Source organism: Streptomyces sp. NPDC127084 (genome assembly GCF_042724175.1).
Lineage (GTDB): Bacteria > Actinomycetota > Actinomycetes > Streptomycetales > Streptomycetaceae > Streptomyces.
In genome coordinates this window covers 1-14,417 of record NZ_JBHXFA010000088.1, presented here as the reverse complement: position 1 = coordinate 14,417, position 14,417 = coordinate 1, and the positions used below count along the sequence as shown (strand labels likewise).

Below are 14,417 nucleotides of genomic sequence, written 5' to 3'. Positions count from 1 at the left end.
GTTCCCCCCCTTTGTTGGGGGGGCGCGGGGCCCCCCGGGGGGGGGGGCGCGCGCGCCCCACCCGGCTTGGGGGGGGGGCGGGGTCTTCTTCCCCCCCCCCCCCCCACAGTCGCATCCGGGCTTTTGCCACCCATGGGCGGCGGGTAAGGTTAGGTTAGCCTCACCGATCATCGGGACGGCGGCGCTATCGATCTGACATCCATCCGATCCGACGATCCGATCCATCGGGAGGTGAACCCGCGTGTACGTCTGCTCGTGCTTCGGCATCACCGAGAAGCAGGTCAAGGAGCACGCGGAGGCCGGTGCCTGCACCCCCCGCCAGATCGCCTCGGTCTCCAAGGCCGGCACGGACTGCGGTTCGTGCGTCCGGCGGATCCAGGGAATCCTCGGCCGTGGTGCGTGCCCCCGCCGGGAGCTCCTCGAGAAGGGCGACAGCGTCGCCGCGCTGTCCGTCGGCCCTGACGCTTCGCGTGCCGACTCGGACGACGACACGTCCGCCGTCGAGCTGCCGGCACCGGCGCCGGAGTACCCGCAGGCTCTGCCCGAAGCGGCCTGAGCCCGCCGCGCTCCCCGGGCTCGATCAGCTCTCGGGCTGCTCGATCAGCTGGGCGATGTACAGCGGCTCTCCGAGCTTCTCGACCAGTTCGAGCTGGGTGTCGAGATAGTCGATGTGGTGCTCCTCGTCCGCCAGGATCGACTCGAAGATATTGGCCGACGTGATGTCGCCCTTGCTCCGCATGATCTCGATCCCGCGCCGCAGCCGGTCGATGGCCTCGACCTCGACCTGCCGGTCGGCCTGGAACATCTCGGTGACGGTCTGCCCGATCCGTACGTGGAAGAGCCGCTGGTAGTTCGGCAGGCCGTCCAGGAACAGGATCCGGTCGGTGAGCACCTCCGCGTGCTTCATCTCGTCGAACGACTCGGCCCGGGTGTACTTGGCGAGCTTTGTCCAGCCGAAGTTCTCCTGCATCTTCGCGTGCAGGAAGTACTGGTTGATCGCGGTCAATTCGGCGGTCAGCTGCTCATTGAGGAACTCGATGACCTCAGGGTCGCCCTGCATCGCAGAGGCTCCTTCCGCGCGTGTGACTGGGGCAGGATGGGCGCATCCTCGCACCGTGATCCATGGCCGTCCAGTAAGTGCACGCTTAGTAGGAGTTGCCCGAATCGGCCCAGACCTGGTCATGACCACCCCTCCCGGTCTGTCACCATGGATGACATGGGTCAGCCGGAGAGCCGGGAGATACGCGAGTCCGAACAGTCCGGACTACCTCCGGGGCAGCGATTGCAGCGTGGCTGGCCCGTCACCCACTACGGGCCCGTCCCCAAGTTCAAGTCGGACCGCTGGGAGTTCCGGGTGTTCGGCGCCACGGTGGACGGCGAGAAGCGCTGCTGGAACCACGAGGACTTCTCGGCCCTGCCGTTCGCGACGATCGTGGCCGATCTGCACTGCGTGACGAAGTTCAGCATGCTGGGGGCCGAATGGGGTGGCGTACCCGCCCGGACGATCGTCGAGCTCGCCCCGCCCGCTCCGTCCGTCACCCATGTCATGGTCTGGGCCGAGTACGGCTACAGCGCCAATCTGCGGCTCGCCGACTTCCTTGCCGACCGTACGATCTTCGCCACCCACAAGGACGGTGAGCTGCTCACAGCCGAGCACGGCTTCCCACTGCGACTCGTCGTACCGCATCTGTACGCCTGGAAGGGCCCGAAGTGGGTGCGGGGCGTGGAGTACATGACCGCCGACCGCCGCGGCTTCTGGGAGGAGCGGGGCTATCACAACCTCGGCGATCCCTGGCGGGAGCAGCGCTACTCCTACCAGGAGGAGCCGGGGGACGGTCCCGAGCTCTGACGAGGTGCCGACCGGAGGAGCCCGGTCAGGGCAGGCGCAGGCCCTTCAGCCGCGCCACATCCGCCGCGTAGGCGTCCTGCGGACCCGGGGTCTCGATGACCAGCGGCACCCCGTCGGCGGCCGGATGCGCCATCAGCTCCCGGAACGCCTCGTCGCCGATATGACCAGCGCCGATGTTCGCGTGCCGGTCCCGGTGCGAGCCCCCCGGCTCCTTGGAGTCATTGGCGTGGATCAGCCTCAGCCGTCCCTCGCCCACCGTGTCCACCAGCAGATCCAGGGTCTCCTTGACCCCGCCCGGCGCGCCCAGGTCGTGCCCGGCGGCGAAGACATGGCAGGTGTCCAGGCAGACGCCCAGCTTCGGATGGGCGTCCAGCGCCGAGAAGTACGGCCCGAGGTCCTCGACGGCGGAGCAGAGCGAGAATCCCTGACCGGCGGTGGACTCCAGCAGCAGCGGGGGATCGTCGTCGTGTGTCAGCTCGTCCAGCAGCGGCAGGACCAGCTCGCGGACCTGCCGCAGGGCCACCTCGCGCGGACGGCCCCCGGTGGCCGAACCGGTGTGCACCACCACGCCCAGCGCGCCGATCTCCCGGCCGCGGCGCAGTGAGTGCCTCATCGACTCCACCGACTTCTCGGCGGTCGCCGGAGTGTGCGAACCGAAGTTGATCAGATACGGCGCGTGGACGAACACCGGTATGCCCTCGTCCGCGCACTCGGCGCGGAAGCGTTCGTCCTGCGAGGGGTTCCCGGGCGGTGTGGCCCAGCCGCGCGGATTGGCCACGAAGACCTGGACGGCCTCGGCGCCGATCTCGCGCGCGTAAGCCAAGCCGGTCCTGGCCAGACCGCCGGCCACGGGTACATGGGCGCCGACGGGATTGTGCATGGTCGCTCGGACACCTTTCGCGGATTCTCTGGTTCCTATGGTTTCTCTGATTCTCGGATTCTCAGAGGCCCTTGGTCTTGATGGTGATGGTGCTGCCCTCTGGCGCCTGCCCGCCCCCGGCCACGGACTGGCTCTCGACCTCTGTGCCCAGGAACGGGAAGCTCCGCTCGACCTTCACCTTGAATCCGGCCCTTTCGAGCTCGCTGGTCGCCGAGTCGACATCGTCGCCGGTGACGTCCGGCACCTCGAGCATGCGCGGGCCCTTGGAGACGGTGAGCGTGACGGTGTCTCCCGCGGCCAGCCGGCCGCCCTCCGCCGGGGACTGCACGGCGACCGTACCGGCCTCCTCGGGGGAGTGGACCCGCTGGGGAGCGATTCTGACCTTCAGCCCCGCCTTCTCCAGCGCGGCCGTGGCGTCGTCCACGGTTTCGCCGACGACCCCCGGGGCGTCGATCGGCGCGCCCTTGCTGACGACCAGCGCGACCGCGGAGTCCGGGCGCACACCGGTGCCGGTCACCGGATCCGAGCCGGTGACCGTGCCCTGCGCGGCGTCCTCGTCGAACTCCCTGGTGACCACGCCCGGAGCCAGACCGGCCTTGCGCAGGGCACTGCGCGCGTCGGCGAGACTCAACCCCTCCAGCTTGGGGATCTCGACGATCTCGGGACCCCGTGAGATCACCAGCGTCACCGAACCGTTCTGCCGGATGCGCTTGCCCTGCTCGGGGTCGACGGCCATGACGGTGCCGCGCTCGTAGACCTCGCTGTAGTCCTTCCTGGACGGCTCGACGTCGAGTCCGGCGTCGGTGAGGCGCTTCCTCGCCTCCGCCTCGGTCTTGCCGAGCACGGAGGGCACCCGGGTGAACTGCCCGGAGTTGACGTACCAGACCCCGGTGCCGACGCCGAGCAGCAGTAGCACGGCCACGACCGCAGCGAGCACTCCCTGTCGGGGGCGCCGCGGACGCGACGGCGCGAAGCCCTCCGGGGCATCGGCCGGCAGCACCAGGCGGCTGGTGTGCTCGACGGCCCCGTGGTGTTCGTTCCCGTGCTCCGCCGCGCCGGGCCGCGCCGGAACCTGTCCTGACGGCACCGCGCGCGGGATCACGCTCGTCCGGTCGTCCGCGCCGTCGTGCCGCGTGGTCCTGGACTGCGGCGGTACGGCGTCGAGCTGAGCGTCGCTGAGGGCGGCGCGCGCCTCCCGGGTGCGGGCAAGCAGCGCCACCGCGTCGGCTGGGCGTGCCTGGGGGTCGCGGCCGGTGGCGGCGGCCACCAGCTCGTCCAGTTCGGCGGGCAGCCCCGGTACGGCGGCGGACGGGGCGGGCACGTCCTCGTTCAGATGCTGGTAGAGGACCTGGGCCGGGGAGTCCCCGGTGTGCGGTTTGGCACCGGTCAGCATCTCGTAGAGCACCACCCCGCAGGCGTACACATCCGCCTGGGTCCCGGCGGTACCCGACTCGATCTGCTCCGGTGCGAGATACGACACGGTCCCGAGCACCGAGCCTGTGGTGTTCGTCACCGAGCCCACGGCCCTGACCAGACCGAAATCGGCGACTTTGACCCGGCCGTCGTCGCCTATGAGTACGTTCTCCGGCTTCATGTCGCGGTGCACGAACCCGGCCCGGTGCGCCGCCCCGAGGGCCGCGAGCACCGGCTCCAGGATGTCCAGCGCGGCCCGCGGCTGGAGCGCGCCCCGCTCCCGAAGCACATCACGCAGATTGCACCCGGGCACGTACTCCATCGCCAGATAGACGTACGCGCCCTGCGCGCCCTGGTCGAACACCCCCACCACATTGGGGTGGGACAGCCGGGCCACGGACTTCGCCTCACGGATGAAGCGCTCCACGAAGGACGCGTCCGCGGCGAGCTCCGGGTGCATCACCTTGAGGGCGAGCACCCGGTCGAGCCGGATGTCCACGGCCCGGTAGACCGTGGCCATCCCACCGACGGCGATACGCGCGTCGACGCGGTAGCGGCCGTCGAGCAGCTGCCCGACAAGGGGGTCCTGAAGGGTCGTATCCACGCAGGCGAGTCTACGAGCCGTACGGGGGAGCGTTCTCCCCCAGGACCGCCCCCGGCACCGTACTGCAGCGCGGCTGTGACGCACCGGGAGTGGAAGCCTGCCCGCTGGGTAGCAGCGGGCCCGGTCCAGGCCGATCCCGCCAGCCGCGAGACCCGCCACGGCCTTTCCCGGCCACCTCCGGGGTGCGGGTGGACCCTCCCGGGTGCGAACCGGGTTCCGGGCGTATCGAGCGTGAGTCCAGGGCGCTCCCTCCCGGCCTTCAGCCGGCGCCCCGCGCCCTGTGGGCGCTCGGCCACCCGGGGGGATACCCCGCCGTGCCGTGACGCCCCGGATCCGGGCCTGACACCCCCCGGACCCGGGGCTGGGTCCGGGGGGCTCGTCGCAGTCGTCCGGACACAGGACCCGGGCCGGCGCGCCTTCCCAGCCGGCTCAGAAGGCCGGGCGTTCCGGGTCCAGCGCCGCGAGCCCTTCGACCGGGGAGGACGCCTGGGCGAAGTGGCGGCGCGGAATCCTGCCCGCGCGGTGCGCCAGGCGGCCCGCCTCGACCGCGTGGCGCATCGCCGCGGCCATCAGCACGGGCTCCTGCGCCCGGGTGACGGCGGAGGCGAGCATCACAGCCGAGCAGCCCAGCTCCATCGCCAGCGCGGCGTCCGACGCAGTGCCCGCCCCGGCGTCCAGGATCACCGGGACACCGGCCCGCTCGGTGATGAGCTGGAAATTGTGCGGGTTGCGGATGCCGAGCCCGGAGCCGATCGGGGAGCCCAGTGGCATGATCGCCGCACAGCCGACATCCTCCAGCTTCCGGGCGAGCACCGGATCGTCGTTGGTGTACGGCAGCACGAGGAACCCGTCGTCCACCAGCACCTCAGCGGCGTCCAGCAACTCCACCGGATCCGGCAGCAGGGTGCGCTCGTCGGCGACCACCTCCAGCTTGATCCAGTGCGTGCCCAGCGCCTCCCGCGCCAGCCGTGCCGTGAGCACCGCCTCGCCGGCCGTGAAGCAGCCCGCGGTGTTCGGCAGCACCCGGATGCCCAGCCGGTCCAGCACTGACAGGACGGAGCCCCGCACCGTCGGGTCCAGCCGGCGCATCGCCACGGTCGTCAGCTCCGTACCGCTGGCGACCAGCGCCCGCTCCAGCATGTCGAGACTCGGGGCCCCGCCCGTACCCATGATCAGCCGGGACGAGAACTCCACCCCGCCCAGAGTGAAACGGTCATCCGCCATGGACCCGGTCACCCGCCCTGCACCGCGGTGAGGATCTCCACCCGGTCGCCTTCACCGAGTGCCGTCACTTGCCATTCGCCGCGCGGGACGACCTCCTCGTTCACGGCGGCGGCGACCCCGGAGGGCGCAGTGGTCAGCGTCGCCACCAGCGCGTCAAGGGTCGTACCGGCCGCGATCACCCGGGGCTCCCCGTTGACGGAGACGGTCGGCTTCACGGGTGTGCCCGTCGTGCTCGTGCGGTTCATACGGACGCCTCCTGGCGCGCGGGGGAGAAGCGTTGGGGGGTGAAGGGGCGGGCCTCTTCCGGCAGTTCCCCGGTGACCAGGGCGTCGGCCAGCGCGTCACCGGTCACCGGGGTGAGCAGCACGCCGTTGCGGTAGTGCCCGGTGGCGAGCAGCAGTCCGGGCAGTTCGGTGGGCCCGAGCAGCGGCGCGTTGTCGGGTGAGCCGGGGCGCAGCCCCGCGCGGGTCTCGGTGAGCGGTAGCTCGGTGATGCCCGGCACCAGCTCATGGGCGTCGCGCAGCAGCTCGTACACCCCGCCGGCCGTGACCGTGGTGTCCCAGCCGAGTTCCTCGCTGGTCGCGCCCACGACCAGCTCGCCGTTCGCGCGGGGCACGAGATACACCTGGCTGCCCCGCACCACGGCCCGTACGGTCCGCGACAGGAACGGGGCGCGCGGGGCCGGCACCGTAAGCCGCAGCACCTGCCCCTTCACCGGGCGCACCGGCGGCAGGATCTCGTCGGGCACACCGGCCAGCCGGCCGCTGTGACTGCCCGCGGCCAGCACCACCTGGTCCGCGTCCACCTCATGCGCGTCGGCGGGGCCTTCGCCGGCCGGCGCGCCGGGTGAGCCGAGCAGCGCACCGGTGGCACGGTCGCCTTTGACCTTGAGCCTGACCGCGAACGCGCGGTGGAAGACCACACCCGCCCGCTCGCAGGCCACCAGCAGCGCACTCGCCAGCCGCCGCGGGTCGATCTGATGGTCGCCGTCCACCCGCAGCCCGCCCCTGACCCCGGGGGCGAGCATCGGTTCGAGGCGGCGGCAGTCCCGCCCGGTGAGCCACACCGACTCAAGACCGCAACGGCGCTGAAGCCCGTGCAGCTCCCGCAGATGGGCCCGGTCGTCCGCGTCCAGCGCGACCGCGAGGGTGCCGCAGGCGCGGTAGCCGGTGTCCTGCCCGCTCGCCTCCTCCAGTTCGGCCGCGAAGTCCGGATAGCGCCGGGCGGAGGCGAGATTGAGGCCGAGGAGCGTCTCCTCGCCGTAGTGCAGTTCGGTGACGGCGGCGAGCATCCCGGCGGCGACCCGCGCGGCCCCGCCGCCCGGGTCGGGGTCGGCGAGCACCGTGCGCAGTCCGCGCTGCGCCGCCCGCCAGGCCGTGACCAGGCCGATGATTCCGCCCCCGATGACCAGGACGTCAGCGGACGTCCGCGGATGCACGGGCATCCGGACCCTCCCTTCGCCGGCATGACCCGGATCAGGTTCGTACGGTCGGAGGCCGCCTCAGCCTCCCTCTCAGCCCGGTGCGGCCGGGCTCCCGCGAGTAGCAGTACGGTGGTCAGCCTAACTCCGGCCGGCAACGCGCAGTAAGGGAGCCCGCACTATGGCCCGCTCGCTCGACGGACTCGTACTCGCCCCCGTCGCGGACCAGGCGCCGGGCCAGGTGGGCACCCGGACCCGGTTCGCCTATCACGAGCGGGACGGCCGGATCTGGGCCGACTACGCGGGCGGCGACGTGGTGCGAGGGCATCTCGTCGGCACTCGCGACGGCGACCGGCTGGACTTCCGCTACGTCCAGCTGAAGGAGGACGGAACGACGTCTTCCGGGCACTGCGTCTCCACGGTGGTCCAACTCCCGGACGGGCGGGTGCGGCTGGAGGAGGCGTGGGAGTGGGAGTCCCAGGAGGGCCGCGGTACGAGTGTCGTCGAAGAGCTCTCCGCGCCGAGCCCGGCCGGGCTCGCGGCGGCCGGGGTGCCGGGGTGCCGGTCGGCCCATTCTTCCTGACGGGTCGTCAGAAGACTAGGCTGGTCCGGTGAACGAGCACACCACACACCGCCGGGTCGTCATCGCCGGGGCCGGCATGGCCGGGGTCCAGACCGCGGTCGCCCTGCGCGAACAGGGCTTCACCGGCAGCCTCACCCTGATCGGCGCCGAGCCGCACCAGCCCTACGACCGGCCTCCCCTCTCCAAGGCCGTGTTGCTCGGGAACGCGGAGGGATCCGCGCTCGACGTCGACTTCGAGGGGCTCGGTGTCGGACTCCACCTCGGCCGCGAGGTCAGCGGACTGCGGCCGGACGCCCATGAGCTCGACACCGAGGCGGGCCCCGTGCCGTACGACACCCTGGTGATCGCCACCGGCGCCGAACCTCTCACCCTGCCGGGCGCCGAAGGCGTCAAGGGCGTCCACCTGCTGCGCACGCTGGACGACGCGCGGCGGCTGCGCCCGGTGCTGGAGCACAAGCACGACATCGTCGTCGTCGGAGCCGGCTGGATCGGGGCGGAGTTCGCCACCGCCGCCCGCCAGGCCGGTTGCGCGGTCACCGTGGTGGAGGCGGCCGACCGGCCTCTCGCGGGCGCCCTCCCGGCCGAGGTGACCGCACCGATGGCCGAGTGGTACGCGGAGAGCGGTGCCTCCCTCATCACCGGGGCACGGGTCGCCGCGGTCGAGCCCGGGGCGGTCGTCCTCGCCGAGAGCGCCGGGGCCGGTGCCGAAACCGGCGGTGGGACCGACGCCGTGGGCGCGGGAGGCAGGCGGCTGACTGCCGGGGCGGTGGTCGTGGGCATCGGTGCGCGTCCGGCGACCCGCTGGCTCGCCGGCTCGGGCGTCGCCCTCGGGGCCGACGGCTCGGTCACCGCAGACGAACGACTTCGCACCTCGCTCCCCGATGTGTACGCGGTAGGCGACTGCGCCTCCTTCCCCTCACGGCGCTACGGCAGGCGGCTCCTCGTCCACCACTGGGACAACGCCCTCCAGGGCCCGCGTACGGTCGCCGCCAACGTGCTGCGCGACATGCGGGGCGAGCCGCCGCTCAGCTACGACCCTGTGCCGTACTTCTGGTCCGAGCAGTTCGGGCGCTTCGTGCAGTACGCGGGCCACCACGAGGGCGCCGGAACACTCGTTTGGCGGGGTGACCCGGCATCGGGTTCCGGTTGGTCCGTGCTCTGGCTGAGATCGGAGGACAGCGGCCGGCACGGCGTGCTGGCCGCCGTGCTGGCGGTCGGCAGGCCGCGCGACGTGACCCAGGGCCGCCGACTCATCGAGGCGGGCGCACGGCTCGACCCCGCCCGTGCGGCGGACCCCGGGGTCCCCCTGAAGGCGGCAGTCGCATAGGGCCCGGCTACCGACTGTCAGTGCGGGATGGCAGGCTTGTCCTGTGACCGAGATTGACGCAAAGATCGATGCCCTCGTCCCCGCCTGGCTCCACCTGCCGGACATCGCGGAAATGCTCGACGTCGAGGTGACGCGTGTGCGCCAGCTCGTCAAGGAGGGCCAGCTGATCGCCGTGCGCCGCGGTGAGAACCGGACACTTCAGGTGCCGGCCGCCTTCATCAACGGCGACAAGGTGGTCAAGGGCCTCACCGGCACCTTGACGCTTCTGAGGGACGACGGCTTCACCGACGAAGAGATGCTGGAGTGGCTCTTCACTCCTGACCCCACCCTGCCGGGCACCCCCGCCGAGGCGCTCGCAGAGAATCGCGGCACGGAGGTGAAGCGCCGGGCCCAGGCGCTCGCCGTCTGACCTCCTGATCCAGCGGATACATCTCAGCGGCATCGGTGTACGGACCGGCCGCCGGGCAGACACGCGCCCGGCGGATCCGGCTCCGTACACCGCCTGCGGTCTCCCATCCGCCGATGCCATCCGCCGTCCGCCATGCCGAACCTGCCAACCAGCCACGGGGGAACAGCCCATGTCCACCGCTCGCGCGCGTCTTTCCGACGCCCGGCTCTATCTCTGCACCGACGCCCGCAGGCGCCAGGGGGACCTCCCCCAGTTCCTGGACGCCGTGCTGTCCTCCGGGGTGGACATCGTGCAGCTGCGGGACAAGGGCATGGAAGCCGGTGAGGAGCTTGACCACCTCGCCGTCTTCGCCGACGCCTGCCGCCGCCACGGCAAGCTGCTCGCGGTCAACGACCGGGCCGACGTCGCCCATGCCATCGGTTCCGACGTGCTGCACCTGGGCCAGGGTGACCTGCCGGTCCCGGCGGCCCGGGGCATCCTCGGGGGCGATGTGCTCATCGGGCGTTCCACCCATTCCCCGGAGGAGGCCGCCGCGGCGGCCGTGCAGCCGGGCGTCGACTACTACTGCACAGGGCCCTGCTGGCCCACCCCCACCAAGCCGGGCCGCCCGGCGCCCGGGCTCGACCTGGTGCGTTACACGGCCACGCTCCCGCAGGACCGCCCCTGGTTCGCGATCGGGGGTATCGACGCGGGCAACCTGGAGCAGGTGCTCGAGGCCGGGGCCCGCCGCGTCGTGGTCGTCCGGGCGGTCACCGAGGCCGACGACCCGGGAGCGGCGGCGGCAGATCTCAGCATGCGGATACGTGGATACGGGAATCAGACGGCTCTAGGCCGAATGTGAAGGTTCCCTGTCCGATAGCTGGACAACGGTTGGGCACCTCGGTGGCCCCGGCTAACCTGCGAATATGGCCCTTGGCACAGCTTCGACCAGGACTGATCGCGCCCATACCGTGCGCGAACTGCTGGCGACCGGCAAGACCTCGTACTCCTTTGAGTTCTGGGCGCCCAAGACGGAAAAAGGCGAGCGCAACCTCTGGAACGCGCTGCGCAGGGTCGAAGCGGTGCGCCCGAGCTTTGTCTCGGTGACCTACGGCGCCGGGGGCTCGACCCGGTCCGGCACGGTCAAGGCCACCCAGGAGATCGCTGCCGACAGCACTCTGACCCCGGTCGCCCACCTCACTGCCGTGGGCCACTCCGTCGCCGAACTGCGCAATATGATCGGCCAGTTCGCCGATGCGGGCATCCGCAACATGCTCGCCCTGCGAGGTGACCCGCCCGGTGACCCCATGGGCGAGTGGATCAAGCACGCGGACGGCCTGGACTACGCCGCCGACCTGGTCCGGCTGATCAAGGACGCCGGCGACTTCTGCGTCGGGGTCGCCGCCTTTCCCGAGATGCATCCGCGATCCACGGACTGGGACACGGACGTCAGGCACTTCGTGGACAAGTGCCGGGCGGGCGCCGACTATGCGATCACCCAGATGTTCTTCGATCCCGACGACTATTTCCGGTTGTGTGACCGAGTCGCCGCGGCCGGCTGCTCGACCCCGATCATTCCCGAGATCATGCCTGTGACCAGCGTGAAGCAGATCGAGCGGTTCAGTCAGCTGAGCAATGCGACCTTCCCTTCCGCCCTGGAGGAGAGGATGCGCGCGGTCGCCGACGATCCCGCCGCTGTACGCTCCATTGGCATCGAGTTCGCGACGGAGTTCTGCGCACGACTGCTGTCCCAGGGTGTCCCCGGGCTGCATTTCATTACGCTGAACAACTCCACGGCGACACTCGAGATCTACGAGAATCTCGGACTGCACGAGCAACTGCACGAGCAGTCGTAACCGGCCACACCCGCCACCACCCCGCGGCGGCGGCCGATGAGGAGGGGCGGGCATGGGCTGGACGGCGCTCTACATCGCGTTCGGCATTGTCGCGCTTTGGCTGCTGGGCGAGGTGCTGCTCCAGTACAAGGCACGGCTGCGCTGGCGCCTGCTCGCGTTCGGCGGGTTCCTCGGCGTCGTCCTGGGCGTGCTGCTGCCGAACGTGATCGTCATCGGGCTCGGCGCGGCGTGCTTCGCGGTCGGCCAGACCTACGTCACCCTGTCCTTCCGGCGCGGGTTCTCCACCGGCTGGGCCATAGGGGGCAGTCCTGGCTCAAGCCGCCGCCGCAAGGCATCCGGTCCCGCCGCGGGCCCCGCGGCCGAACGCGAGCCCACCCTGGAGGTCTCGGACCTCTCGTACGAGGCGGGTTCCGGGGAGTCATACGAAGCGTATGACCCGAGCGCGGGCGTGGAGCCGGTGTACGAGCCGATGCCGCTCCCGGATGACACGAGCCAGTACGGCGTCTACGCGGGCTACGGCGACTACAGCTCCCCGTACGAGCAGCCGACCGCCGCGCAGGCACAGGACGCGTACGACTACGGCGCGGGTCAGCAGCAGTACGCCGCGTACTCCGACCCGTACGTGGGAACCACGGGTTACGCGTCGTACCCCGATCCCTATGCCGCACAGCAGTACGCAGACCCGTACGCGACACAGCAGGGCTACCAGGAGACCCCGCCCGGCGGGGTCTGGGTGCCCCAGCAGCGCGATGGCGCCGAAGCACCGCAGCAGTCGTACGGCTACGGCTACGGTTATCCGAACACGGAGCCCGACCACGACGGCTACGAGAACGGCCGGCCGCACCGCTACTGAGCGTCGCGCGGCGGGGCGTGCGCGGTTCGAGAGTTCGGCACACCCGCGAAACCCGCCCACCGCGCGGTGCGAGGCCACACGGCGCCGAGGCACGCGTGAGTGCCGACCCGAGACCGCGAGGCAGGCCTCACTGCGAGCCGCGGAAGTCCTCACCCTCCACGATCAGGCCCGCCACCAGCGCGCCCGACATGCCCGCGTGGGCCAGTCCGCCGCCGGGGTGGGACCAGCCGCCCGCGAGGTGGAGGCCGGCCAGGCGGGTGCTGTTCGATGGACGGAGGTAGGCGCCCCCCTCGCCTGCCAGCGCGGGCGGGCGGACCCGGCCCGTCTCCGCCGGGGTGAGGACCTCGCGCCAGAGCAGCCGCTCTCCTATGTCCGGGATCACCTGCTCCGCTGCGGTGAGGAGCGTGTCCGCCCAGCGCTCCCGCACCGCCTTGTCAGACCAGTGGACCGGATCGCCGGAGACCGTCGCGGTCAGCGTGACCGCCTCATGGTCCTGGTCCGGACGCGTCGTCGGGTCGTCCGGGCGCAGCACGGTGACCGTCGGCAGCTCGGCCGGTCCACCGCCGAAGACCGCCGCGGCCTCGGCCGCCGTATCGGGCGAGTGCACCACGGTCCGGTGCGCGGCTCCCGTGGCCCGGGCCCCGCGCAGCGCCAGCAACACCGTGAACCTGCCAGGATCCGGGTCTGTCGCGCCCGGCCGTACATCGCCGTCCCGCCACAACTCCCGCCCGGCGAGCCCGCCGCGCCCGGCAGCCGCCACCACCTCGTCCGCCTCGACGGTGGAGCCGCCGGCCAACTCCAGGCCGACCGCCCTGCCGTCCCGTTCGAGCACTCCGGTCACCTCGCTGCCGAAGGTGAACTCCACTCCGCGCTCCAGACAGCGCTCGTACACCGCCCGTGCGAGGGCCCGCATTCCGCCCTGGACGTACCAGGCGCCGAACGTGTGCTCCATGTACGGGAGCAGGGCGGCACTGGCGGGGACCCGCCGCGGGTCGAGCCCGTAGGACAGCGCGCACGCGTCGAGCAGGGCCCCGAGCCGCCGGTCGGCCAGCTCCCAGGAACCGACCTGAGCCAGTGTGGCGGCCTGCCGGACACGCAGCCTCCGGCGCTGCCGCGGCGCCGGATACGGCTCACGACCCAGCACCTGCCAGTTGGGCCACAGCGGCTCCTCCAGCAGAGGGCGGCGCGAGCGATCCCAGCACTCGCGGGCACGCTTCAGGAAGTCGCCCCACCGCTCGCCGGTCCCCGCACCCAGCGCCGAGTCCAACGCGGCGACGACGCCGCCGCGCGAAGCGTTCGGCAAGGAGACCGACGTGCCGTCGGCGAAGAGATGGTGGCTCGCCGGCTCCACCTGGGCCATCTCGATCCGGCTCTCCAGCGGCTGCTTGCCGGTCTTGAGGAACAGGTCGCGGTACACCGCAGGCAGGTGCAGCAGTCCGGGGCCCGTGTCGAATGCGAAGCCATCCCGCTCGAACGCGCCCACCGCACCGCCGAAGGTCCCCGAGCGCTCGTGGACAGCCACCCGATGCCCTGCCACCGCGAGTCGCGCCGCCGCCGCCATGGCGCCCATCCCCGCGCCGATCACCGCAATCCGTGCCATGTCAGGGACTGTATCGGCAGGTACTGACATCGACGCGGGCAGTGCCCCGGAGCGGACTGGGGATGAGCACGGGCCTCTGAGTATCCGTACCTAGGCCGTGAGATGAGTAGGCGCGCGGATGGGGTGCCCCCCGCGCGGCAGGAAGAGTGGGGGCCACGGAGAAGACGCGGCGCCGCACCGCCGACACGGGGCGGCGGAACGGCGCGGCGTACCGATCCGAATCGGGGGTTGCCCGGGCCGGGGGGACAGGGGATCAGCGGTCCCGGGCAAGGACAGCGCGGGGAGACGGGGGAAAACAGGGGGAGACGGGGGAACGGAGGAAACGCGGGGGGGGGGGGGGGGTGCGGGGGGGGGCGCTGTGCGGGGCGGGGTGGGGTGGGTGTGGGGGGTTGTGTGTTGGTTTTGGTGTTTGTGGGTGTG

15 protein-coding genes and 1 riboswitch are annotated in these 14,417 nt (G+C 71.6%); of the genes, 8 read left to right on the top strand and 7 right to left on the bottom strand.

Annotated elements, in window-relative coordinates; genetic code table 11:
- Positions 1 to 241: 241 nt before the first annotated feature.
- Entirely contained in the window at positions 242 to 556 is a 315-nt protein-coding gene (locus ACFWI9_RS20660; RefSeq protein ID WP_387163984.1) for a bacterioferritin-associated ferredoxin, read from the top strand.
- A 24-nt stretch (positions 557 to 580) separates the two neighbouring features.
- Here ACFWI9_RS20660 and bfr read toward each other — a convergent pair whose 3' ends face one another.
- A complete protein-coding gene (gene bfr / locus ACFWI9_RS20655; protein WP_387163982.1) occupies positions 581 to 1,060 on the bottom strand; it encodes a bacterioferritin in 480 nt (159 codons plus the stop codon).
- A gap of 156 nt (positions 1,061 to 1,216) precedes the next feature.
- Here bfr and ACFWI9_RS20650 point away from each other — a divergent pair, with 156 nt between their 5' ends.
- A complete protein-coding gene (locus ACFWI9_RS20650) occupies positions 1,217 to 1,849 on the top strand; it encodes a sulfite oxidase-like oxidoreductase (RefSeq protein ID WP_387163980.1) in 633 nt (210 codons plus the stop codon).
- Positions 1,850 to 1,874: 25 nt separating this feature from the next.
- On the opposite strand, the gene ACFWI9_RS20645 is transcribed toward ACFWI9_RS20650, so the two are convergent.
- From ACFWI9_RS20645 to thiO, 5 genes are all read right to left on the bottom strand, one after another.
- A complete protein-coding gene (locus ACFWI9_RS20645) occupies positions 1,875 to 2,729 on the bottom strand; it encodes a deoxyribonuclease IV (RefSeq protein ID WP_387163978.1) in 855 nt (284 codons plus the stop codon).
- A gap of 61 nt (positions 2,730 to 2,790) precedes the next feature.
- Entirely contained in the window at positions 2,791 to 4,746 is a 1,956-nt protein-coding gene (gene pknB / locus ACFWI9_RS20640) for a Stk1 family PASTA domain-containing Ser/Thr kinase (protein WP_387163976.1), read from the bottom strand.
- Between the two features lie 429 nt (positions 4,747 to 5,175).
- Entirely contained in the window at positions 5,176 to 5,970 is a 795-nt protein-coding gene (locus tag ACFWI9_RS20635; RefSeq protein ID WP_387163975.1) for a thiazole synthase, read from the bottom strand.
- 8 nt (positions 5,971 to 5,978) lie between these two features.
- Positions 5,979 to 6,215, bottom strand: a complete 237-nt coding sequence (thiS, locus tag ACFWI9_RS20630) for a sulfur carrier protein ThiS (protein ID WP_387163974.1) — start codon at positions 6,213 to 6,215, stop codon at positions 5,979 to 5,981.
- Positions 6,212 to 7,414 (bottom strand): glycine oxidase ThiO, encoded by a 1,203-nt coding sequence (gene thiO, locus ACFWI9_RS20625; RefSeq protein ID WP_387163972.1) that lies wholly within the window; start codon positions 7,412 to 7,414, stop codon positions 6,212 to 6,214. Before thiO ends, thiS begins: the two co-directional genes overlap by 4 nt.
- A riboswitch (TPP riboswitch) is annotated at positions 7,406 to 7,519 on the bottom strand. It overlaps the preceding gene by 9 nt.
- Positions 7,520 to 7,571: 52 nt before the next feature.
- On the opposite strand from thiO, the gene ACFWI9_RS20620 reads away from it, so the two are divergent.
- From ACFWI9_RS20620 to ACFWI9_RS20595, 6 genes are all read left to right on the top strand, one after another.
- Entirely contained in the window at positions 7,572 to 7,973 is a 402-nt protein-coding gene (locus ACFWI9_RS20620) for a hypothetical protein (RefSeq protein ID WP_387163971.1), read from the top strand.
- A 76-nt stretch (positions 7,974 to 8,049) separates the two neighbouring features.
- The gene (locus tag ACFWI9_RS20615) at positions 8,050 to 9,300 is read left to right on the top strand and encodes an NAD(P)/FAD-dependent oxidoreductase (RefSeq protein WP_387164009.1); all 1,251 of its coding nucleotides are present in this window, start codon (positions 8,050 to 8,052) and stop codon (positions 9,298 to 9,300) included.
- Positions 9,301 to 9,343: 43 nt separating this feature from the next.
- The gene (locus ACFWI9_RS20610) at positions 9,344 to 9,709 is read left to right on the top strand and encodes an Rv2175c family DNA-binding protein (RefSeq protein ID WP_387163969.1); all 366 of its coding nucleotides are present in this window, start codon (positions 9,344 to 9,346) and stop codon (positions 9,707 to 9,709) included.
- A gap of 169 nt (positions 9,710 to 9,878) precedes the next feature.
- Positions 9,879 to 10,550: a thiamine phosphate synthase gene (gene thiE / locus ACFWI9_RS20605; RefSeq protein WP_387163968.1), complete on the top strand. Its 672-nt coding sequence runs from the start codon at positions 9,879 to 9,881 to the stop codon at positions 10,548 to 10,550.
- A gap of 64 nt (positions 10,551 to 10,614) precedes the next feature.
- Positions 10,615 to 11,544 carry a methylenetetrahydrofolate reductase [NAD(P)H] gene (gene metF / locus ACFWI9_RS20600; RefSeq protein ID WP_387163966.1) on the top strand — a complete coding sequence of 310 codons (930 nt, stop codon included), beginning with the start codon at positions 10,615 to 10,617 and terminating at the stop codon, positions 11,542 to 11,544.
- A gap of 52 nt (positions 11,545 to 11,596) precedes the next feature.
- Complete coding sequence (locus ACFWI9_RS20595; protein WP_387163964.1) at positions 11,597 to 12,397, top strand: hypothetical protein; 801 nt, start codon at positions 11,597 to 11,599, stop codon at positions 12,395 to 12,397.
- 127 nt (positions 12,398 to 12,524) lie between these two features.
- Here the strand turns inward: ACFWI9_RS20595 and ACFWI9_RS20590 are convergent, their stop codons facing one another.
- Complete coding sequence (locus ACFWI9_RS20590) at positions 12,525 to 13,997, bottom strand: phytoene desaturase family protein (protein WP_387163962.1); 1,473 nt, start codon at positions 13,995 to 13,997, stop codon at positions 12,525 to 12,527.
- Between the last annotated feature and the right edge of the window lie 420 nt (positions 13,998 to 14,417).